At 71.7% G+C, this 21763-nt stretch carries 19 protein-coding genes and 4 tRNA genes; 14 read left to right on the forward strand and 9 right to left on the reverse strand.

The genetic code is table 11. The features are described from left to right. The first annotated feature begins 4 nt into the window (after positions 1–4). From ABRP24_RS05450 to csrA, 8 genes are read left to right on the forward strand one after another with little or no spacing between them, the layout of a single operon-like run. Positions 5–565 (forward strand): flagellar biosynthetic protein FliO, encoded by a 561-nt coding sequence (locus ABRP24_RS05450; protein WP_027465539.1) that lies wholly within the window; start codon positions 5–7, stop codon positions 563–565. Continuing rightward, complete coding sequence (gene fliP, locus ABRP24_RS05455) at positions 562–1398, forward strand: flagellar type III secretion system pore protein FliP (protein ID WP_071244631.1); 837 nt, start codon at positions 562–564, stop codon at positions 1396–1398. The genes ABRP24_RS05450 and fliP overlap by 4 nt, the downstream gene beginning before the upstream one ends. 9 nt (positions 1399–1407) lie before the next feature. Continuing rightward, entirely contained in the window at positions 1408–1683 is a 276-nt protein-coding gene (locus ABRP24_RS05460; RefSeq protein ID WP_027465541.1) for a flagellar biosynthetic protein FliQ, read from the forward strand. Continuing rightward, on the forward strand, positions 1683–2441 hold the full coding sequence (locus ABRP24_RS05465) for a flagellar biosynthetic protein FliR (protein WP_071403902.1): 759 nt from the start codon (positions 1683–1685) through the stop codon (positions 2439–2441). The genes ABRP24_RS05460 and ABRP24_RS05465 overlap by 1 nt, the downstream gene beginning before the upstream one ends. A gap of 4 nt (positions 2442–2445) precedes the next feature. Beyond that, entirely contained in the window at positions 2446–3639 is a 1194-nt protein-coding gene (locus tag ABRP24_RS05470; RefSeq protein ID WP_035808276.1) for a flagellar biosynthesis protein FlhB, read from the forward strand. Next, positions 3636–5690, forward strand: a complete 2055-nt coding sequence (locus ABRP24_RS05475) for a flagellar biosynthesis protein FlhA (protein ID WP_027465543.1) — start codon at positions 3636–3638, stop codon at positions 5688–5690. The genes ABRP24_RS05470 and ABRP24_RS05475 overlap by 4 nt, the downstream gene beginning before the upstream one ends. Further along, positions 5665–6630 (forward strand): hypothetical protein, encoded by a 966-nt coding sequence (locus tag ABRP24_RS05480; RefSeq protein ID WP_301627596.1) that lies wholly within the window; start codon positions 5665–5667, stop codon positions 6628–6630. The genes ABRP24_RS05475 and ABRP24_RS05480 overlap by 26 nt, the downstream gene beginning before the upstream one ends. A gap of 4 nt (positions 6631–6634) precedes the next feature. Next, positions 6635–6913, forward strand: a complete 279-nt coding sequence (gene csrA / locus ABRP24_RS05485) for a carbon storage regulator CsrA (protein WP_182065453.1) — start codon at positions 6635–6637, stop codon at positions 6911–6913. 136 nt (positions 6914–7049) lie between these two features. Here csrA and ABRP24_RS05490 read toward each other — a convergent pair whose 3' ends face one another. Beyond that, positions 7050–9188 (reverse strand): acyl-CoA dehydrogenase, encoded by a 2139-nt coding sequence (locus ABRP24_RS05490; protein WP_301627598.1) that lies wholly within the window; start codon positions 9186–9188, stop codon positions 7050–7052. A gap of 198 nt (positions 9189–9386) precedes the next feature. On the opposite strand from ABRP24_RS05490, the gene ABRP24_RS05495 reads away from it, so the two are divergent. Further along, positions 9387–10853 carry a peptide MFS transporter gene (locus tag ABRP24_RS05495; protein WP_173033752.1) on the forward strand — a complete coding sequence of 489 codons (1467 nt, stop codon included), beginning with the start codon at positions 9387–9389 and terminating at the stop codon, positions 10851–10853. A gap of 166 nt (positions 10854–11019) precedes the next feature. Here the strand turns inward: ABRP24_RS05495 and ABRP24_RS05500 are convergent, their stop codons facing one another. The 5 genes from ABRP24_RS05500 to ABRP24_RS05520 form a co-directional block, all read right to left on the reverse strand. Next, positions 11020–11307: a hypothetical protein gene (locus ABRP24_RS05500; protein ID WP_139178754.1), complete on the reverse strand. Its 288-nt coding sequence runs from the start codon at positions 11305–11307 to the stop codon at positions 11020–11022. 610 nt (positions 11308–11917) lie between these two features. Next, entirely contained in the window at positions 11918–15286 is a 3369-nt protein-coding gene (locus ABRP24_RS05505; RefSeq protein ID WP_301627599.1) for an ATP-binding protein, read from the reverse strand. Further along, complete coding sequence (locus ABRP24_RS05510; RefSeq protein WP_214522518.1) at positions 15283–16071, reverse strand: DUF4194 domain-containing protein; 789 nt, start codon at positions 16069–16071, stop codon at positions 15283–15285. Before ABRP24_RS05510 ends, ABRP24_RS05505 begins: the two co-directional genes overlap by 4 nt. Further along, complete coding sequence (locus tag ABRP24_RS05515) at positions 16068–17633, reverse strand: DUF3375 family protein (protein WP_138803289.1); 1566 nt, start codon at positions 17631–17633, stop codon at positions 16068–16070. The genes ABRP24_RS05510 and ABRP24_RS05515 overlap by 4 nt, the downstream gene beginning before the upstream one ends. A 115-nt stretch (positions 17634–17748) precedes the next feature. Beyond that, positions 17749–17821 (reverse strand) — tRNA-Val (locus tag ABRP24_RS05520). 215 nt (positions 17822–18036) lie between these two features. On the opposite strand from ABRP24_RS05520, the gene ABRP24_RS05525 reads away from it, so the two are divergent. The 3 genes from ABRP24_RS05525 (at position 18037) to ABRP24_RS05535 (ending at position 18386) form a co-directional block, all read left to right on the forward strand. Then, positions 18037–18108: transfer RNA gene (locus ABRP24_RS05525), tRNA-Gly, on the forward strand. Positions 18109–18190: 82 nt separating this feature from the next. Further along, a tRNA-Cys gene (locus tag ABRP24_RS05530) sits at positions 18191–18264 on the forward strand. Positions 18265–18311: 47 nt separating this feature from the next. Further along, a tRNA-Val gene (locus tag ABRP24_RS05535) sits at positions 18312–18386 on the forward strand. A gap of 124 nt (positions 18387–18510) precedes the next feature. On the opposite strand, the gene ABRP24_RS05540 is transcribed toward ABRP24_RS05535, so the two are convergent. Together ABRP24_RS05540 and ABRP24_RS05545 are read right to left on the reverse strand one after the other, a co-directional pair. Continuing rightward, positions 18511–18972 (reverse strand): hypothetical protein, encoded by a 462-nt coding sequence (locus ABRP24_RS05540; RefSeq protein WP_301627601.1) that lies wholly within the window; start codon positions 18970–18972, stop codon positions 18511–18513. A gap of 89 nt (positions 18973–19061) precedes the next feature. Next, complete coding sequence (locus tag ABRP24_RS05545) at positions 19062–19571, reverse strand: hypothetical protein (RefSeq protein WP_071244639.1); 510 nt, start codon at positions 19569–19571, stop codon at positions 19062–19064. Between the two features lie 172 nt (positions 19572–19743). Between ABRP24_RS05545 and ABRP24_RS05550 the strand changes: the two genes are divergently transcribed. Then, on the forward strand, positions 19744–20928 hold the full coding sequence (locus ABRP24_RS05550) for an MFS transporter (protein WP_301627603.1): 1185 nt from the start codon (positions 19744–19746) through the stop codon (positions 20926–20928). Between the two features lie 24 nt (positions 20929–20952). Here ABRP24_RS05550 and ABRP24_RS05555 read toward each other — a convergent pair whose 3' ends face one another. Then, positions 20953–21420: a hypothetical protein gene (locus ABRP24_RS05555; protein ID WP_301627604.1), complete on the reverse strand. Its 468-nt coding sequence runs from the start codon at positions 21418–21420 to the stop codon at positions 20953–20955. 152 nt (positions 21421–21572) lie between these two features. On the opposite strand from ABRP24_RS05555, the gene ABRP24_RS05560 reads away from it, so the two are divergent. After that, positions 21573–21719 (forward strand): hypothetical protein, encoded by a 147-nt coding sequence (locus tag ABRP24_RS05560; RefSeq protein ID WP_155896817.1) that lies wholly within the window; start codon positions 21573–21575, stop codon positions 21717–21719. The last annotated feature ends 44 nt before the right edge of the window (positions 21720–21763 follow it).

Genomic DNA, 21763 nt, shown 5'->3' on the forward strand with positions numbered 1-21763 from the left:
GCACGTGGACACCCTCGTCGTCACCCTCCGCGTCGCGCTCTCGCTCGGCGTCGTGCTCGCCCTCATGTGGGTGCTGCACCGCGCGAGCCGCAAGCGCTTCTCGGGCAAGCCGTCGGGCCGTCGTGCCGCGACCGTCGAGGTCGTCGGTCGGCAGGGCATCGGCGGCAAGGCGAGCGTCGTCGTGGTCGACGTCGAGGGGGAGCGGCTCGTCCTAGGCGTGTCCGAGCACGGGGTCAACCTGCTCACCAGCGGGCAGGCGCCCGCGCCGGAACTCACCATCGTGACCGGACCGGTGGCGCTGCCGGTGCGTCCCGCCCCGTCGGCCGACGCGTTCGGTCGGGAACTCGCGCAGCAGTCGGACGCCACCACGGGCCTCCCGGCAGGCACGGACGACGTGACCCGGGCGACCGACGCGACCAGCGCCGTCGCGCCGCTGCCGATGCGCCCGCGCAACCGTCGCCCGCAGCGCGCCGTGCCGAGCGCCCAGCAGCTGCAGGGCTCGATCCTGTCGGTCGACACCTGGCGCCAGGCCGCGGCCGCGCTGCGGAACCGGCGGGCCGGGTGAGGGCGGCAGGGCCGCACCGGCTGGCACGGTCGGGTCGACTCGTCGCCCTCGTCCTGCTCGGCCTGGCGGTCGTGGCCGGGTTCCTGATGCTCACGACGACCGGTGCGCACGCCGCCGGTGTCGTCGAACCCACCGCCCCGGCGACCCCGACCGCCCCCGCGACCGGTGACTTCAGCGTCAGCGTGAACGGCCCGGACGGTACCCCGTCGTCGGCCGTGGTGACGCTCATCGGCATCACGCTGCTGAGCGTCGCACCCGCGCTGATGCTCATGATGACGTCGTTCACGAAGATCTTCGTCGTGCTCGCGATGACCCGGAACGCGCTCGGGCTGCAGTCGATCCCGCCGAACCAGGTGATCGCCGGACTGGCACTGTTCCTGTCGCTCTTCGTGATGGCACCGGTGCTCGGGCACATCAACGACGACGCCCTGCAGCCCTACCTGGCCGGGCACCTCGACTTCAACCAGGCCGTCGAGATCGGCACGAAGCCCCTGCGGACCTTCATGCTCCACCAGACCCGCGACGAGGACGTCGCCCTGATCACCCGAGCCGCCGGGCTGGACAACCCGAAGTCGATGGCGGACGTGCCGATGACGACGGTGATCCCGGCGTTCATCATCTCGGAGCTCCGCAGCGCGTTCATCATCGGGTTCGTCATCTTCATCCCGTTCCTGGTGATCGACCTCGTCGTCTCCGCGGCCCTGATGTCGATGGGCATGATGATGCTCCCGCCGGTCATGATCTCGCTGCCGTTCAAGATCCTGCTCTTCGTGCTGGTCGACGGCTGGGGCCTCATCATCACGTCGCTCATCGAGAGCTACCACGTTGTCTAGGGGGCACGCATGAACCAGCAGGCCGTCATCGACCTCGTGCTCCAGGCGCTCCTGGTGTCCGGCAAGCTCGCCGCCCCGGTGCTCATCACCTCGCTCGTCGTCGGCTTCGCGATCTCGCTCTTCCAGTCGGTGACGCAGATCCAGGAGGTCACGCTCTCGTTCGTGCCGAAGGCCGTCGCCGTCGCGATCGCCCTGGTGGTCTGCGGCAACTGGATGATCTCGGAGATGATCGCGTTCACGCACGTCGCCTTCGACATGATCCCGAAGCTGCTCGGGGCCGGTTGATGGAGCTCAGCATCGACGCCGACCGTCTGGAGGCGACCATGCTCGCCGGCGTCCGGCTCGTCGCGTTCTTCGTCATCGCGCCGCCGTTCTCGTATCGGGCGTTCCCCGGCACGGTGAAGGTGATCCTCGGGCTGGGGCTCGCCATCGGCGTCGCCCCGCGCGTCGCCGTCGGCTACGAGTCGCTCGACACGGGGCCGTTCCTGCTCGCCCTGCTCACCCAGCTCGTCGTCGGGCTGTCCCTCGGGTTCCTGGTGTTCCTGGTGTTCGCCGCCGTGCAGTCGGCGGGTGCGCTCATCGACCTGTTCGGCGGGTTCACGCTCGCGCAGGCGTTCGACCCGCAGTCCCAGGTCAACGGCGCCCAGTTCACCCGCCTGTTCCAGATGACCGCGCTCGCGCTGCTCTTCACCTCGGGCGGCTACCAGCTCATCGTCGGTGGTCTGGTGCGGTCGTTCGACGCCGTGCCGCTCACCGGCACCTTCGCGGTGGACGGGCTCGCGTCGATGCTCGTGACCGCGATGTCGCAGATGTTCCTCGCCACCCTGCAGATCGCCGGTCCGCTCGTCGTCGTGCTCTTCCTGGCCGACGTCGGCCTCGGGCTGCTGACCCGCGTTGCACCGGCGCTCAACGCGTTCCAGATGGGCTTCCCGATCAAGATCGGCCTGACCGTCCTGTTCGCCGGCGCGCTCTTCATGGCCCTGCCCTCGGTGGTGTCGTCGCTGACCGGCGACGCCGTCGAGGCGATCACGGGACGGGGGTGACGACGTGTCCGACAGCGGAGAACGTTCCGAACAGGCAACCCAGCAGCGGATGCGCGAGGTCCACGAGAAGGGCCAGATCGGTCGCTCGCAGGACCTCGGCGCGTGGATCGGGATCGCCGTCGCAGCGCTCATGATCCCGGCCGCGATCGGCAACGCCGCGGCCGCCGGACAGGACCAGCTCCTCGCAGTGCAGCGGGTCATCGAGGACCCCGAGCTCGGTGCCGTGCAGGCCCTGCTCGCCGATGCCCTCGGTTCGATGGGTGCGACCCTCGGCCCGATGCTCGCGGTCGTCGCGGTCGCGGTGCTCGCCGCCGCCGTCACCCAGGGCGGGGTGCACTTCCGCAAGATGACGCCGCAGCCCGACCACTTCGATCCGATCGCCGGACTGAAGCGCGTGTTCGGCACCCAGGCGCTCTGGAACGGCGCGAAGGCGCTGCTGAAGACCGCCGTCGTCGGGCTCGTCCTCTGGTTCGCGGTGCAGGGGCTCATGCCGGTCCTGATGACGAGCGGCTCGCTGCCGCTGTCGGCCGTGCTCGAGGCCGCCGCCGCCGGGTCCGGCACCCTGCTGCGCGCCGCGATCGTCGCCGGGCTCGTCCTCGCAGCCCTCGACGTGTTCGTGGTGATCCGCCGCAACCGGAAGCGCACGATGATGACCAAGCGCGAGGTCAAGGACGAGAACAAGCGGAGCGACGGCGACCCGCTGGTGAAGTCGCAGCGCCGCTCCCGTCAGCTCGCGATGAGCCGCAACCGGATGATCCAGGCCATCGGCACCGCGGACGTCGTGATGACGAACCCGACCCACTACGCCGTCGCGATCAAGTACGAGCCGGGGAAGTCCGCGCCCCGGGTGGTGGCGAAGGGGGCCGGCCCGGTCGCCGACGTGATCCGCGCCCGTGCCGAGGAAGAGCGGGTGCCGATCGTCCGCGACGTCCCGCTCACCCGGGCGCTGCACGCCACGTGCGAGCTCGGGCACGAGATCCCCGTCGACCTGTACACGCCCGTGGCCCGCGTCCTGTCCTTCGTGATGGCGCTCAAGGCGCGCGGCACCGCGGCCGGCACGCACGCGCCGCCGCGGCCGACCACCCCGGACGAGGTCGCGAGCGTCATCGACCCCGCCACCCTGACCGGGGACCTCCGCCCCCGCAGGCTCCGCACACCGCGCACCGCAGAGAACCAGACCGAAGGACTCCCCGCATGAACCGCAAGGACCTGCCGAAGCTCGTCGTCCCGGTGTTCATCGTCGGCATCATCCTGCTGCTGATCCTGCCGGTGCCGTCGTTCCTGCTCGACTTCCTGATCATCATCAACATCCTGCTGGCGCTGGTGATCCTGCTCACGACGCTGTTCGTGAAGAAGCCGCTCGACTTCTCGGTGTTCCCGTCCCTGCTGCTCGTCGCGACGCTGTTCCGGCTCGGCCTGAACGTCGCATCCACCCGGCTGGTGCTCGGCGAGGGCTTCGCCGGTGACGTCATCCAGGCGTTCGGCCACGTCGCCGTCTCCGGGTCGATCATCATCGGCGCGGTCATCTTCCTGATCCTCATCGTCATCCAGTTCGTCGTGGTGACGAAGGGTGCCGAGCGCGTCGCCGAGGTCGGGGCACGCTTCACCCTCGACGCGATGCCGGGCAAGCAGATGGCGATCGACGCGGACCTGAACGCCGGACTGATCACCGACCAGGAAGCCAAGGAGCGCCGCGCCGCGGTGTCCGCCGAGGCCGACTTCTACGGCGCGATGGACGGTGCGTCGAAGTTCGTCAAGGGCGATGCGATCGCCGGCATCCTGATCATCATCATCAACCTGATCGGTGGCATCGCCATCGGCATGCTGCAGAACGGACTGTCCGCCACCGACGCCCTGTCGAAGTACGGCATCCTGACGATCGGCGACGGCCTGGTCACGCAGATCCCGGCGCTGCTCATGGCGGTGTCGACGGGCATGATCGTCACCCGGTCCGGCGCCGAGTCCGAGATGGGGTCCTCGGCCGCGACCCAGCTGTCGCAGTCGCGGAACGCCCTGATGATCGCCGGCGTCGCCGCGATCGCGATGGGGTTCATCCCCGGCATGCCGATCCTGCCCTTCCTGCTCGTCGGCGCGACCCTGCTCTTCACGGGCTGGCGCATCGGCCGGAACGCCGCCCGGGCCGAGGCCGACGCCGCCCAGCAGCAGGCACTCGCGGCGGCGGCACCGACCGGCGACACCCCGGAGGACCTGCTCGAGCAGATGCGCGTGCACGCCCTCGAGATCCTGCTCGCCCCCGACCTGGTCGACATGGTCTCCGGCGCCTCCGACGACCTGCTCGGCCGGGTGCGTGCCCTCCGCCGCAAGATCGCGATCGACATGGGGATCGTCGTCCCGCCGGTCCGCACCCGCGACTCGATCGACCTGCCGCCGTCGACGTACGCCATCCGGATCGCTGGCGTCGAGGCCGGTCGGGGCACCGCGCCCGCCCGCAGCGTCCTGGCGCTCGGCGACCACCTGGACGGCCTGCCCGGCACCTCGACCGTCGAGCCGGTGTTCGGCCTGACCGGCAAGTGGGTTCCCGCCGAACTGCGGCACGCCGCCGAGATGACCGGCGCGACCGTGATCGACCGGGTCTCGGTGCTCGTCACCCACCTGCAGGCGGTCATCGGCGACAACGCCGCGCGCCTGCTCACCCGCGAGGACGTCAAGGTCCTGACCGAGGGCGTCAAGCAGGTCAACCCCGCCGCGGTCGAGGAACTCGTCCCCGGCATGCTGTCGATGGCCGAGCTGCAGCGGGTGCTGCAGGGCCTGCTCGCCGAGCGCGTGCCGATCAACGACCTCGGCCGGATCTGCGAGGCCCTCACGCTCCGCGCCAAGGTGTCGACCGACCCCGAGGGGCTCGTCGAGTCCGCCCGTGCGGCCCTCGGACCGGCCCTCGCCGCCCGGCACACCGACGCCGGCACCCTGCGCGTCATCATGATCGACCCGATGCTCGAGCAGTCGATGCTCGAGGGGCTCCGGCCGTCCGAGCAGGGCAGCCAGATCGTGCTCGACGCGCACCGCATCGAGCAGGTCCTGGGCTCCGTCCGCGACGCCGTGCGCTCCGTGGAGGACCAGGGGCTCTCCGCCGTCCTGGTCTGCGCCCCGCAACTCCGCCCGGCCGTGCACCGCATGGTCGCCGCCCAGTCGAACGGGCTCCCGGTGCTGTCGTACCAGGAGGCCACCGCCGCGGGCTCCACCATCGAGACCGTGGGAGTGGTCCGTGCCGCCGACCCGATTGCAGCGTAGCGGCGCCACGCTCGAGTCCCTCCGCGACGCGGTCCGGACCGAGTTCGGCGCGGGTGCGCGGATCGTCGCGGCCGAACGCGTGACCACGCCGGGTTTCGGCGGGCTGTTCCGCAAGGCGCACGTCGAGGCCACCGTCGAGGTGCCGGAACCGGGGGACCAGCCCACCGCCCGGGTCGTCATCGCCGACTCGCCCGTGCAGCGCGTCGGCATCGCCGCGCTGCTCGCCGACGCCGAGGCGGCCGAGGCACGCATCGCCGGCACCGACGGCACCGCGACGACGCGGGCCGATGCCTTCGCGTCGGTGCTCGACGGGTTCCAGGCGGACGGGATCACGCCGAGCGCCCCGCGCCCGACGCGTGCGCCGTCCGAGCCGGGCGCGCCCACCGGGGTCGACCCGCGCCTCCAGGCCGCCGTCGACGCGCAGACGGTGGCGGACGCGCAGGCGGTGGCCGTCGCGCAGCCGGTCGTCGAGACCCGGTCGGGAGGCCCGTCCCACGTCCTCGACGCGCCCTCGCCGGCACCGGTGGGCCGGCCCACCGCCCCGGCCGTGCGGTCCGCGGACGGTGACCTGGTGCTCCTGGTCGGGCGGCCGAACGACGTCGACGCGGCCGCCGGGCTCTTCGCGGTGCGGCACGCGCTCCGGCCGACGGACGCCGCCGACCGCCGTGCGGCGATCCTGGCGCGGGCCGACGGTGTCCGCGACGGGCACGCCGTGCTCGCCGTCGCCGCGTGGGACGACCGGGCGACCGGCGACGCGCTGCAGGCCGACCAGGTGTGGGTCGTGGTCGACGTCGGGCGGAAGCCCGCGGACTCGGCCGCGATGGTGTCCGCGGTGGCCTCGCGGCTGCACGTGGTCGGTGTCGTCGCGATCGGTGCGGGGGAGACCGCCACGCCCGGGTCGGTGGACCTGCTGGGGCTCCCCGTCGTGTCGCTAGGCTGAACGGGTGCTGGTACTCACGCGGAAGGTCGGCGAGCGGATCCTCGTCGGCGACGACATCGTCATCACGGTGCTCGACTCCCGGGGCGACGGCGTCCGGATCGGCATCGACGCCCCGCGCGGCGTGAAGATCCAGCGCGAAGAGGTCGTGCGTGCGGTCGCCGAGGCGAACGCCGAGGCCGCCGCTGCCGGTGACGACGCCGAGGCGCAGCTGCGCGCGGCGCTCGGGGCCCGCGGTGGGGCTGCCGCGGGCGGCCCGACTCCGCCGGAGCCGACCGACTCCTAGCGGCCGACACGGCCACGCCCGTCAGGGGCGCGGCCGCGTGTCCGTCACGGACGTGGCTGCACGTCCGTCACGGACGTGGCTGCACGTCCGTCACGGACGGGGCTGCACGTCCGTCACGGACGTGGCCGCACCCCCGTCACGGACGGGGCTTCTTCTCCTGTTCGGGCAGGCGGCCGGCGGCGGCCTCGGCCGCGAACCAGGCACGTGCCTCGTCCTGTCGGGCCTGCTCGGCACCGAGCGCGATCGGCGCCCGGACGTGACCGGGCTCGTAGCCGAAGGTCTCGATCAGCTGCGGCACGATGGGCCGGACCCGGGCGACGAGCCGGTCGATGTACGCCGACACCGCACGGGCACGCTGCGCCGACAGCCGGCCGTGCAGCAGGTACCAGTCCAGGTGCTGCTCGAGCAGGCCGAGCGCGAACAGGTCGCGCAGCCACACCAGCACGCGTCGGGTGTCGCCCTCGGTGACCTCGTCGAGCGCCTCGGTGAAGGCGTCCCACTGCATGAGCTCGGCGTGCGCCTTGGACGCCTCGATGAGCTCGTGCTGGGAGCGGTTCAGGAGTCGGGCGGCGCGCGCTCGGTCCTTGCCGGCCGACGCCAGGCGCATGCCGATCTCGGCGACCATGGTGTCGACCCGACCGGCGAGCAGTTCGCGCTGCGTGCGGGGGTCCTGCAGGTCGGCGACGCTGGCGGCCAGCGACCCGCGGTCCGCGACGGTCTGGCCGAGGCGACGGATGCCGGACGCGTCGGCCAGCTTGGACGCCGCGACGGCCGCCACGAACTTCGCGGTGGACGCCGGGTCCTTCGGGGCCTTCGCCCGGAACTCGGTGAGCAGGCGCTTGCCGACGAGCTGCAGCAGCACGGTGTTGTCGCCCTCGAACGTCACGTAGACGTCGAGGTCGGCGCGGAGCCCGGTCAGACGGTTCTCGGCGAGGAACCCGGCACCGCCGCAGGCCTCGCGGGCCTCCTGCAGGGTGTCGAGCGCCGACCACGTCGACATCGACTTGAACGCCGCGGCCTGGGTCTCCAGGTCCTCCCGGCGCTCCGGGGTGTCCTCGCGCCCGCTGAAGACGTCGTCGAAGGTGCGCAGGAGCTTCTCGTGCGCGAACGACTGCGCGAACACCGTCGCCAGGCGCGGGATGAGTCGGCGCTGGTGCCGGCCGTAGTCGAGCAGCACGCCCTCGGTGCCGTCACCGGTGGGGAACTGCCGGCGCTGCATCGCGTAGGTCAGGGCGATCTGCAGCGCGATCTTCTGCGCGACGACCGCGGCGCCGTCGAGCGACACCCGGCCCTGCACCAGGGTGCCGAGCATCGTGAAGAACCGGCGGCCGGGCGAGGCGATCGGCGACGAGTAGGCGCCGTCCGCGGCGACGTCGCCGTAGCGGTTCAGCAGGTTCGTGCGGGGGACCCGGACGTGGTCGAACGCGAGCCGGCCGTTGTCGATGCCGTTCAGGCCGCCCTTGGGGCCGTCGTCCTCCCTGCTCACGCCGGGCAGGAACGCCCCCTCGGCGTCGCGGAGCGGGACGTAGAACGCGTGCACCCCGTGGTCGACACCGGCGGTCACGAGCTTCGCGAACACGACGGCGGCGTGCCCGTGCAGGGCAGCGTTGCCGATGTAGTCCTTCCACGCACCGCGGAACGGCGTGTGGATCTCGAACTCCTCGGTCGCGGGGTCGTACGTGGCCGTCGTGGCGATGCTCTGCACGTCCGAGCCGTGGCCGGTCTCGGTCATCGCGAAGCAGCCGGGGACCTCGAACGAGACGATGCCCGGCAGGAACTCGCGGTGGTTCGCCTCGGTGCCCAGGTGGTGCACGGCGGACCCGAACAGTCCCCACTGCACCCCGGCCTTGATCTGCATCGACGGGTCGGCGGTGACGAGCTCCTCGAACGCGGCGAGGTTGCCGCCGTGGTTGCTCTGGCCGCCGAACTCGGCGGGGTAGGGGCGCTGGATCGCACCGGCGTCGACCAGGGTCCGGAGCTGCTCGAGCACGCGTGCCCGGTGCTCGGGGATCGGCTGGCCCTCGATCTTCTGCATCGCGGGGTCGAGCGCGAGCCGCCGGGAGATCCGGCGGTCGTCGGCCCAGCGTCCGAGCAGGAGCTCCTGCACCAGCTCGACGTCGATGCGGACGTCGGTGTCCGTGCCGGCGGTCGGGGTGCCCGCTGCCGGGTCGCCGGCGGCGTCCGCGTTCGGCGCGGCGTGCTGCGCGTCGACGTCCGGCGCGGTGTCGTTGCCGCTGGCGGGGGTGGTGCGCTGGGCGGGTGCGGTGTCGACCATGGGCGGAGTCCTCCTGAACTGCGGTGTCCGTGTTGCACCGTCCACGCTAGACACCGGTGCCGACAGTGGCGGGAACGCCGTGCGGGCCGCACAACCCCGTGTCGTCGGTGGCGTCACGAGGTCGTGGGAACCCTCCAAAGACATGAGCCGTGTTCGACGATTGGGCGTGCCCACCCGGCCAGGGGCAGACTGGCCGCCATGTCACGTACCACCCCCGCGGACCGCGAAGGCCGTCCCGGACGCACCTTCTTCGGGCAACCGTTCGAGCTCTCGACACCGTTCGCCGTGGAGCTCTGGGAGCGGTTCTCGTTCTACGGGATGCAGGGCATCGTCCTCATCTACATGTACTACACGGTCACGCAGGGCGGCCTGGGGATCGACAAGGGCATCGCCACCGGCATCATGGGTGCCTACGGCGGCGCGGTCTACCTGTTCACGATCATCGGGGCGTGGATCGCCGACCGGCTCATCGGCGCGGACCGGACCCTGTTCGGCAGCGCGATCGTCGTGATGCTCGGGCACATCGCCCTCGCGCTCATCCCCGGGGTGGCCGGAGTCGGGGTCGGCCTCGTGCTCATCGCGCTCGGCTCCGGCGGGCTCAAGGCCACCGCCACCACGATCGTCGGAGGCCTCTACAGCCGAGAGGACCCGCGCCGCGACGCCGGCTTCTCGCTCTACTACCTCGGCGTGAACCTCGGGGCGTTCTTCGGACCGCTGCTCACCGGGCTGCTGCAGAGCTCGCTCGGCTTCCACTGGGGCTTCGGCCTGGCCGCCGTCGGCATGGCGGCGGGCCTGGTGCAGTACGCGATCAGGCGGGGGAAGCTGCCCGAGGTCGTCCGCCACGTGGCGAACCCCGTCGACCGCCGCCGCCTGCCGCTCATCGGTGCCGGCGTCGTCGTCGCGCTCGTCGTCATCGTCGTCGCCGTGCTGACCGGCCTGCTCAACGTCGGCAACCTGCCCACCGTCGTGGTCGCGGTCGTCGTGCTGGCCACCATCGGTTACTTCGTCGTGATCCTGTCGAGCGGCATCACCCGTGACGAGCGGTCGCGGGTCTTCGCGTTTATCCCGCTGTTCATCGGCAGCGCCGTGTTCTGGTCGCTCTACCAGCAGCAGTTCACCGTCGTGACGGTCTACTCCGACGAGCGCCTCGACCGCTCGCTGTTCGGCTGGGAGATGCCGGTGTCGTGGGTGCAGTCGATCAACCCGGTCTTCATCATCGTGCTGTCCGGCGTCTTCGCGGCGCTGTGGACCAAGCTCGGCGACCGCCAGCCGTCCACCCCGACGAAGTTCGCGCTCGGCACCGGGATCATGGGGCTCGCGTTCCTGCTCTTCCTGCCGTTCACCGGCTCGGGCGAGAACGGCACGCCGCTGCTCGCGCTCGTCGGCATCCTGCTGGTGTTCACGCTCGCCGAACTGCTGCTCTCGCCCGTCGGCCAGTCCGTCGCCACGAAGCTCGCGCCGCCGAAGTTCCAGACGCAGATGGTCGCGTTGTTCTTCCTGTCGGTGTCGCTCGGCACCGCCGTCACCGGGGTGCTGTCCCGCTACTACGACCCGGCGAACGAGGCCCCGTACTTCACGATCCTCGGCCTGGTCGCCGTCGTGGTGGGCGTGGTCCTGCTGCTCCTGGCCAAGCCGGTGCTGCGGCTCATGCGCGGCATCCGGTAGCCTGAGCGGAGCCACACGCCGACGCAACCAAGGAGTCACCACCCATGCTCGAACTCATCGCAGGGATCATCATCGGCGTCGGCGTCCTCGGTGGCGTCGGGTGCTGCATGGCCGTCGCGGCCATGATGAAGAGCGGCTCCGAGGAGTACTGAGTCCCTGACCCGGACTACTCGCCGCTGTCGGTCGTGACCGGCACCAGCTGACGACTCAGGACGGTCGCGCGCTCGAAGGGGCCGCGGCCGTCCTTCGTGTACACGGGCTCCTCGAACGCGACGGTCCACGTGCGCTGTGTCCCGCCGATCTGACTCCCGCCGGGAGCCACGATCACCCCGATCGGCTCGTCGGCCCACTGCTCGCCACCCCGATCGGTGTCGATGACCTGCACGAGGGCACCGATGCCGAGACCGGGAGCGTCGTCGGGGCGGGGACTGGGGGAGCGGCGGCGTCCGAACACGCCATCACCGTAGCGGCGCGTGGTCATGGAACGTCTGTGCGGCAGCTGCCGACACGCTGACGGCCCGGCCGCCGGGTGGTCGAGACACCCCGCCGACAGCGCCTCGAGTGGTCGCAGACCGTCGTCGGCGCCGCCGCCAGGCGACGGTTCGTGACCGCTCGGCGGAGGTGAGCGGGGTGTTGCGACCGGCGGGACGACGGCCGGGAGGCCCGTGGCGGGCCCGCACCGCGCCTCCAGACCGCCGTCGGTCGCGTCCAGAGCGCGGGCCGGGTGGTCAGGACACCCCGCCGACACCGTGTCGAGTGGTCACGAAGTGTCGGCCTCGGCGCCGCCAGGCGACGATTCGTGACCGCTCGGCGGAGGTGAGCGGGGTGTTGCGACCGGCGGGACGACGGCCGGGAGGCCCGTGGCGGGCCCGCACCGCGCCTCCAGACCGCTGTTGGTCGCGTCCAGGCCGCGGCCGGGTGGTCAGGACACCCCGCCGACACCGCGTCGAGTGGTCACGAACTGTCGTCGGCGTCGCCGCCATCCGACGGTTCGTGACCGCTCGGCGGACCTGAGCGGGGTGTCCTGACCAGCCGACACGCGCGACCACTCACCCCGGCCCGCGTCAGACGGCGGCCGGCTCCACCCGGGCGATCTCGGTGATGGACGAGTGGCCCGTCTCGGGGTGCTTGCGCATCGACAGGAGCCGCTCCATCGACGGCTCGAGCGCCGTGACCTTGTCGAGCGGCGCACTCACGACGAGCTGGAACCCGAGCCGGAGCCACGCGGTGACCGCACGGCCGGCGAACTCCGAGTCCGCCTTGATGAACGCCTCGTCGAGGAACACCGGCGCGAACCGGGGCCGGGGACGCGTCTCGTCGCCGAGCTGGTAGCGCAGCGCGGCGCCGACGATGAACGCCACGAGTTCCTGCGTCTCACCTCCGGACTTGTCGCCGAGCGACGAGTACACGCCGAGGTCGTTGCCGTCGGTGTCGTACCGCACGGCCGTGATCTCCATGTGCCGGCGGACGTCGAGCACCGCGTCGCGCTGGGTGGTGCGGCCCCGGGCAGCGTCCGGGTCGGGCCGGATGACCGCCATGAAGCGCCGGAGCCGTCGGAACCGGGTCTCCAGCACGTCGTCGGTCAGCTCGGTGTCGACCGAGGCCGACAGAGCGCGGAGCTCGCGGCGGAAGGCGGTGACGTCCTCGCGGGTGACCCGGCGGATCTGGATCTTCAGGCGGTCCCGGTTCGCGCCGAACGGCAGCTCCCGCAGGATCTCGTTGACCGGCTCGAGGCGCTCCTCGATCTCGACGACGGCGCGGTCGAAGGCGCCGGCGAGCGGGACGAGGTCCTCGCCGCTCCACTGCGACAGGCGTCGACGCCACTCGCTCCGACGCGCGTGCAGGCCGGTCGCCACGATCTGGTCGAGGATCGCGTGGTAATCGGGGTACGACGCGACGCCGGTGCCGAGGTTCGGGTCGGGCCAGGCATCCTGGTACCGCTGGAACGTCAGCGTCAACGAGGTCGAGGCTGCTGCGGCACCGTCGAGTGCCTGCGTGAGCCGCTCCTCGAGCCGGCGCTTCAGCCGTCGCGTGGCGTCGTCGAACCCGTCGACGCCGTCCGGGGCGCCGATCTCCTCGAAGGTCTCCTCGAGAAGGCGGGCCTGCTGGTCGTCCGGCAGCGAACCGGGCGAGGACTCGAAGCGCTCGAGGATCTCGGCGGCGGCGTCCTGGCCGTCGACGAGCACCGCGTGGCGCTCCTCGAGCCGCTGGACGGACAGCCGTGCGGCGGAGCGACGATCGGCGGCCTCGTCGAGGGACTTCCGGAGCCGGGCGACCGAGGCCCGCAGCGTCCGGAGGCCGTCGTCGGCGGCGAGCAGCGCCTGCCGTTCCTCGTCGAGCCGGGCGAGGGACGTCCCCAGCCCGTCGACGTCGATCGCGGCCCACGTGGCGTCGACCACGTGCTGGTGCGCGGCGCGGAGCACGTCGAGCGCGGTGAGGTCCTGCGCGACGTCGGTGCGGCGGGCCTCGAGCGTGGCGAGGTCCTGCGCGATCGAGGCGAGCTCCTGCTCGACCGCGGCGACGCGGGCCTCGTTCGTGAAGCCGATGACGTTCGACTGGCGGCGGTCACCGTGCGCGCCACGACGGCCGTCACGCAGCTGCCCGGACTCGGTGACCCGGCGGCCACCACCGCCGAGGTCGGACGCCGAGGCGACACAGCGGGCGTCGGTGCGGTCGGACTCGATCCGCTCGCGCACCCACGTGCTGAACGGCGACGGCTTGATGGCGAGCTTGCCGGAGACCATCGCCGGGTCGCCGTCGAGGTCCAGGTGCGGGCCGGTCGGCACACCCTCGAACTGCACGCGGACGGGCAGGCGCAGTGCGTCGATCGCCTCGCTGAAGTCGCCGAGGCGGTCCTGGTCGACGAGCAGCGTGCGGGCGACGGGCGCCAGGACGGACTCGATGGCCGTGCGCCAGCGCTCCTCGCCGGGCAGCACGTCGAGCAGTTCCGCCACGAAGGGCAGTTCGGCCGGGTCGATGCCGGTGGCGCGGGCCATCGCGAGCCGGGCCTCGTGCATCGGCAGCGGCATGGCGCCCTGCCGGTGCTCGAGCGACTGGCGCTCCTGCCGCAGGGACCGTTCGCGGTCGAGGAGCGGGTACTCCTCGCGGGTCAGCGCGTCGCGGCGCTCGTCGAGGGCCGTGCGCGCGTCAGTGTACGACCCGAGGAACTCGTGCGAGCTGCGCTGTGCGGCGGTGAAGTCAGCCTCGGTCGCGACGGACGTGCCGAGCACCGCGGTGCGCTCGTCGAAGGTGCCACGGGTGCGGACCACGGCGTCGCGCTCACGGGTGAGCCGTTCGATGCGGTCCTCGAGCTGGGCGAGCGCGTTGCCGCCCTGGTCGCGGAGCCGGGCCTCGGCATCGCGCAGCTCGATCTCGACGGCGGCGTGCCGGGCCTCGGCCGCGGCGACCTCGGCGCGCGATGCCGTGCGCTCCCGGGCGTTGCGCGAGACCTCGGCGTCGAGCAGGTCGCGCTTCCGCGACGCCGTCCAGTGCGCGAACGGCGACACCTCGGCGCCGGTCGCGATGCCGTCCAGGGCCGCTGCGGCTTCGGTCGCGCGCGAGATCTCGTCGTGCAGGTCGGTGATGGGGGAGAGGATGCGGACCTTGCGCTCCTCGGTGTCCATCGCCTCGTACGCCTCGTCGAGGGCGGAGAAGTGTGCGAGGGCCCGGTCGGCCGCCTCGTACGTGCCGGGGGTCTCGAGCACGAGCGACTTGTACAGCGCGTCGACGGTCGGCAGGTGCTGGCCGGCCTGGATCCGGGCGAGCAGGCGCATCGCGCGGTTGCCGCCGCCGGAGTCACCGATGCCCAGCCGCGTCTGCAACGTGTACGCGAGCTCCTGGTAGGTGTCACGGATGACGAGCCCCGGCACGCGACCGGTCAGCTCGAGGTGGTGGAACCGCGACGGCACGAACTCCTCGAGCCGGCGCAGGTCGAAGGTGTCGTCGACCGTCGCCATGGTCATCTGGATGTCGCCGACCCCGCGGGCGCGCTTCGGCACGATGTACGCACGCAGCACCGTGAAGCGCCGCTCGTCGTCGTTCCGGAACGTGACCGCCGCAGCGCCCCAGGTGGTCTGGTCGTCGCCGCGCAGGTTCACGTCGCGCAGGCTGCCGGTCTCCGGGTCGCGCCGGGTGTCGACCTTGCCGCGCAGGTACGTGAGCAGGTTGCGCTGGTCGGCGCTGCGGGCGCGGCCGGTGGTGGCGTCGTTGGAGGCGCCGTTGAACGGCACGTCGGACGGCATCATCACGGCCAGGTAGGCGTCCATCAGCGTGGACTTGCCGGTGCCCGAGGCGCCGGAGATGAGCGTCGCCGTGCCGGACAGCTCGACCTGCCGGTGGCCGTGGAACCCACCCCAGTTGACGACCTGCATCGACTCGGCGCGCCACTGCGCGACCGTGTCGAAGAGCGCCGGGATCTCGAACGTGTCGGTCACGCTTCCGTCTCGCCTTCGTCGTCGGTGTCGGTCTCGGCTTCGCCGTCTGCCGGGAGGCCCGGGTCGTCCCCGTCGGTCGGCTCGCCACCCGGGGCGGTCGCCTCACCCTGCGCGGTGGTGGTCCGCAGCCAGGCGTCCAGTTCGAGCAGGCGCTCCAGGGGGAGCAGCACCTCGACGACGCTCGCCACCCGGAAGCGGTCCGGGTCGGAGGTGCGGATCAGGATGCGTGCGGTCACGAGACGCTCGATGGCCTTGGCGACCCGGCCCTCGTCGCGGGTGCGGTCGGTCGCGGTCGCCGGACGGAAGCCCGCCACGTGGCCGAGGATCTCGGACCGGTCGACGACGACCTGGTCCGGGCCCGGTCGGGCGTCGGCGCGCAGTCGCATCCGCAGGTAGACGAGGACGATCGTCTCCTCGCGGGTGTACGGCAGGTCGCGGAGCAGGGTCGGGAACGTGCGGCGCTGGCTCTCCGACCGGGCCTGGCGCTTCCACGCGACCTCGCGGTCACGGTCGACGTGCAGCTCGAGGAACAGGTCGTTCAGACGGGACCGCAGCTGGTACTCGGCGTCGAGGACCGCACGCCACTCGTCGGGGTGGGTGCGGGAGCTGACGTACGAGTGCCTCAGCAGGGCCACCAGGGCGCGCCGCTGGTGCTCGTCGAGCCGGCCCTCGTCGCCCTCGAAGAGGGCGAAGCTGGACTCGTCACGCTCGTCGTCCTGCATCACGGATGCGGGGTCGTCGTAGGGGACCGTCTCGTCGACCGGTGCCGGCGTCGTGTCGCTCACCGTGCCTCCTGTGCGTTCTCGTCGTGTGCGTCGCCGACCGCAGTGCGCTCGTCGTCGAGCGCAGCGGTGGGCATGTGGAAGGTGATCGCGGTGCCGTCGGGGCGGACCGTGCGGTGCTCGGCGACGTGGGCGGCCGACTCGAAGTCGTCGCGCCCCGTCAGCAGGTGCGCGAGTCCGAAGAGCTCGACCGGTCGGCGCTGCTCGGGCGGCAGCCCGTGGAACGCATCGACGCTGGAGTCGGCCTCGGCGAAGCGGAGTGCCGCGCGCAGCTCGGTCAGGAGCGGCCCACCGTGCTTGCGGAGCATCTCGACGTCGAGGTCCTCGAAGACGTCGTCGTCGGGTTCCTCGATGGGCGGCGGCACGGACTCGGCGTCCGGGTCGTAGAAGCGCTCGCGCAGCGTGCCGACCTCGGCCGCCGCCGGCAGGAGCGGCAGCGGGATCCGGTCGCGTGCGCCGCCCTGGTCCATCAGGGTGGCGAGGCCGCGGTTGATCGAGCGGAGCACCGCGTCGAGCTCGCGGTCGCGCACCACGTCGTGGGCGACGATCTGGTCGCGGAGCGTGGCGGTGAGCTGACGGCGCTGGGCGAGGACGTCCTCGATGCCCTGGCGCAGGATCGTCACGGTGTTGCGGAAGGCCCGACGCTCGCCGGCTCCGAGGCCCTGCGCGAACGGGTGCGCCAGGATCGTCGCGATGTCGTCGCGGAGCCGCAGGAGCAGGGCGTCGTCGCGGAGGAGCTCGAAGGCACCCTCGAAGGCACGGCCCTCGGGCGTCGCTTCCATCAGGTTGTCCGTGCGCGCCAGGTAGTCGTCGAGGATCTCGCCGATCGGGCGGACCTCTTGCCGGAAGTCCTCGACGATCGAGCGGTGCATCGTCGCGACCGCTTCTTCCACGCGCTTGAAGTCGCTCGGCAGCTGCCGGATCAGGTCGGAGATGTTCGTGTACCCGTCGCGCATCCGGTCGTCGTCGACGGCCACGACGTCGTCGCCGTGCTCCAGGCGCTCCCGTTCAGCCTGCAACTCGGCGATCTGGGCGTCGATCCGGCGGATCTGCACGTCGGGGTCGGGTTCGGCGCGAGCCGCCCACCGGTGCACCGCGTCCACGATCATCGCCAGCCGGCTCTCGCTGATCAGTGCGCGGTCGGCCGACAGGGCGTCGACGAGGCTCAGCGCCTCGAGGGCGTGGCTGGTCAGGGAGTACTGCTCGTCACCGTCGGGGGAGTTCGAGCGGACGAGCCACTGGGCGCCGACCCACTCGCGACACAGCGCCCGGCCGTTCGGGCGGGCCTCCTGCTCGCCCCCGGTCGGCTCGCTGTCGGTCTGCGCGCTGGCTGCCGGCACCGCCTGGTCGCTGGCGGGCACGCGGGCACCCGCCGCCTGCAGGCGCGCAACGTGCTCCTCGACCTGCAGGTGCATGCGGTCGGCGGGGACGTACTGCACGTCGCGGTCGAAGACCGTGCGGAACACGGCGAGGACCGTGGCGCTGGTCGGCCGGGACATGAGCCGCAGGGTCGGACGGTCGAGGACCGCTCGGACCCGGGCGAACTCGAGGTCGACGTCGGTCATGCGCCCCTTCGTCCGATCGTGCTGGTGGTCTGGCCCGCGTGCTGCGGCCTGATGAGATGACAAGAGCCCGACGCTGCTGCGTCGGGCTCTTGTCGGTGGTGTTCGTGTTGCTCTGTGGGCGATACCAGACTCGAACTGATGACCTCTTCGGTGTGAACGAAGCGCGCTACCAACTGCGCCAATCGCCCCCTGCACTGTTCGTGCGGATCGATACTAGCGGAAGTCCGGCGGTGCATCGAACACATCGCGCGGCCCGGGTGTGGCGCGCTGCCCACAGGGGGTGTCGAACCGCCCCGATCCGCATGAACTCGGGGGACACGCCCGGTGAACGGGGAGGATTTTGGTGGAAGTGCCCCGGTGCGTATAGAGTTTACGTCGTCGCCGCGACAGCGGAACGACAAGTGCGGATGTGGCGCAGTGGTAGCGCATCACCTTGCCAAGGTGAGGGTCGCGAGTTCGAATCTCGTCATCCGCTCGAGTGTGGGTCTTCTCGAAGGCCCGCGACTCACCAGAGGGTATCCCACCGTTCGGGTACTCACGGAGACGTGAACCTCGATGGTGGGGTGGCCGAGAGGCTAGGCAGCGGCCTGCAAAGCCGTCCACGCGGGTTCGAATCCCGTCCCCACCTCCAGATCCACCCTCCAAGACCTTGATGGACTCCGGTCCACGCAGGGACTTGGGCGATTGGCGCAGCGGTAGCGCGCTTCCCTGACACGGAAGAGGTCACTGGTTCGATCCCAGTATCGCCCACCACCACAAAGCCCCCGGCAGGACCACCAGGTCCGGCCGGGGGCTTTGTTCGTTCCGGTCTGCTGGTCGGCAGCGCTCGTTCCGTGTTCGGGTCCTCCTGCACACGGTTCGTTCGTCTGCTCTCGGGTCAGCCACCACCCGTGAGCTTGTCACCGCTCACGTCACCCCGCCGCGCGTACCCTGCGTCGGAGGAGTCCCGCCGGGTTCGGGCCCGGTCGGGGTCCTCGGCCCAGTGGTCGATGGCGTCGTCGCCGACGGCGAAGAACTGCGGGCGTAGCTGCTGGATCGCCCAGACCGTGCCGGGGCCGTCCTCGTCGACCGGCGGGATGACGGCCTTCAGGTCACGCCTCGATCGAACGAGATCCCGGGGAGCGCCATCGTGCACGTAGACAGCGGCGAGGGCGATGCACTTCGACAGCATCATCGAAGCGCCCGACCCCGACGTCGGACCGAACAAGCTGAGGAAGTCGGCGACGTCGCAGACGCGGACGAACTCCTCGTCGGTGCAGGTCTCCACCCAGTCGGCGACCGCCGGTTCGTGGAACTGCAGCAGGTCGCGGACCGTCAGGTTCCTCGTGGTGGAGAGCACGGGTGCAAGCGTGTGCGGCACGGTTCCGGTGCGCCGTGCAGGCCGGTCACCCGAGACCGTGCGGGGTTGAGCTGCACCGCCACCCTCGGCTAGCCCGGGTCCTCGGCTGACGACGACGGGACGGCGAACCGCGCAACCGCAGCACGAACCGCTCCGGACAGCTGACGGTCACCATGCCGTGCGAAGGCGAGGACCGTCTGGTCGAACCGGTCGGCGTCCGCGACCTCCCACGTCGCCGTCTCGCGGCCCGATCGTGACGGCTCCACACCGTGGCGGAGTGCCCAACGGACGTGGAAGTCCTCCAACGCGGCGACCGCCGGAGCGCGCAACGGACGGATGGCGCCGGCCCGCTCGAGCTCCCCGAACACCCGTCGAATCCCGGGTGCTGCGTTCCCACCGTGCCAGTCGTCCGCACAGGCGTAGAGGACATCGAACTCGCGGACGAAGGGCGGGACGACAACGGCCGAGTCGGCGAGCTCGGGCAGGAGCTCTTGGTGATGCCGCCACGTGCCGACGGACTCGTTCAGCAGGTCGACGACGTGCCACGCGACCGTGGCGAGGACGGTCGGCGACGGCGGATCGTACCGGTCGGCCGTCATCGCACGTCCGGCCAACGGGTGCAGGCGTCAGCTCTGACGATGCGGGGAGGAACTGGCACGGTGGCGGTCACGTCGTCCATGCTGCCAGGCGGATGAGGTGTCCCACGAGTGCAGCCAGCGTCGAACACGCCCGGCGTTGGCGATCCGGCCCGTGGTCAGCCAAGGTGAGCACGTGACCGCCCCGTCGACGACCACCGCCCCTCGGCTCGCTCCGCTGTACGCCGCGGGGTTCGTGACCGCCTTCGGGGCGAACGGCATCGCCGCGGCGGTCGGTGGCGAGCACCTCGAACTCGGCCTGACGCTCGCGTGGCTGGGGCTCTTCCTGGCGCTCTACGACGTCGCCGAACTCGTCCTCAAACCGGTCTTCGGCGCACTGTCCGACCGCATCGGCCCGCGACCTGTGATCGTCGGCGGACTCGTCGTCTTCGCGGCAGCTTCACTGATCGGCGTGTTCGGGACCGGACCGTTCTGGCTCGGCCTCGCGCGTCTGCTGCAGGGTGCCGGCGCCTCCGCGTTCTCGCCGGCATCGTCCGCCGCGGTCGCCCGCCTCGTTCCGGCGCACCGTCGCGGGACGTACTTCGGTCGGTACGGCTCGTGGAAGGGTCTCGGCTACGCCGGGGGACCGGTCATCGGTGCACTCGTGGTGCAGTTCGGCAGCACGCAGTGGCTCTTCGGGATCCTCGTCGTGATGGCTCTCGTGACGGCGGTGGCGGTGCTCGTCGCCGTCGAGCCGATCGTGCCCCTGCCCCGGCAGCGGGCCACGCTCGCCGTGATGGTCCGAGCCGCCACGGACCGCCAGTTCCTCATCCCGGTCGTCGTCCTGGCCGTCGGCAGCGCTGCGATCGGCGCGCTGACCGGGATGCTCCCGGCGCTCGGCACCGAGGTCGGCATCCCGCTCCTGGTGTCGACACTCGCGGTCGCCGTCCTCGCGGTGACGTCGTCGCTCGTGCAGCCCGTCGCCGGGCGGCTGCACGACGCCGGGCGTCTCGGCACCGGGATCGCGGGGGTGGCCGGGACGGCCGCGGTGGCCGCTGCGTTCCTGGTGGTCGCCGTCGCACCCTCGGCGGTGGCCGTCTTCATGGCGGCCCTGCTCGCCGGGGCCGGTGTCGCCACGCTGACACCCGTCGCGTTCGCGCACCTCGCCGGGACGACTCCGCCGGATCGGCTCGGTCGCACCATGGGTTCAGCGGAGCTCGGGCGTGAGACCGGGGACGCCGTCGGACCACTCGTCGTCGGTGGTGTCGGCAGCGCGATCGGGCTGCCGTTCGGGTTCGCGGCCTTCGCGGTGGTGGCGCTCGTCGGGACGCTCGTGGCATCGCGGTTGCCGTCGAAGACCAATTCGGCACAGGACACGTAGGGGATCGACGAACCTCATCGGGCGCTACGCGTACGGGTCAGCGGACACCGTCCCGTAGGCATTCGTCCGACGTCGACGATCGCGGTGGGCAGCGACCCAGCGAGCCACCGCGAGCGCGAGCAGCGCGGCGGACATGCCGGCGAGCAGCCACAACCACCCGTCGTCGTCCTCGATGAGCAGGCGCAGGGCCAGCAGCCCGAGCGGTGCTGCCACCAGGATCCGTCGGAGCTCGCGCCACGACGGCTTCCACAGCGTGGTGAGGCCCTTCTTCCACCGACCGACCACGACGTACGCGATCACACATCCGGGGATGCAGAGGGCGAGCCAGTTCGCGACCGCCCGCACCCCGTCGTCGTAGAACGGATGCGCCACTTCGCGGAGGACGCCGCCAGCAGCAGCCGCAACGAGCAGCCCCCACATCCGCGCCTCCCAGCGGCGAGGGTGCCACCACGGTGTGCGCCACAGCGGCACTCGCTCACGGACCACCGGCATCGCGACTCCTCCCGGTCGGGCGTCCAGCCTATGCGCGACGTCGATCGACGACGGGACCGAGAGTCTGCCGTCCCTGGCGGGAATCCGGCTGTTCCGCGTACGGTGTGACCGGACGAGGCCGACACCGCAGGTCGGTCCGACGAGGGGGCGCCATGACGATCTTGAGCACCGTGGCACGGGGACTGGGCTGGTTGCTCACGACGGTCGCGAAGACGATGGGCGGGATGCGGGGCGCGAAGCCGTTCACCGATTCGCACGCGGCGCAGGTCCCGCCACGTCGTGAGGACTACCGCCCCTAGGAGGCGCGACCGTGGTTCCGCGCCGTCACCGTAGGATCGTCGAG

Source organism: Curtobacterium sp. WHRI 8282 (assembly GCF_040223925.2).
Classification (GTDB): domain Bacteria; phylum Actinomycetota; class Actinomycetes; order Actinomycetales; family Microbacteriaceae; genus Curtobacterium; species Curtobacterium flaccumfaciens.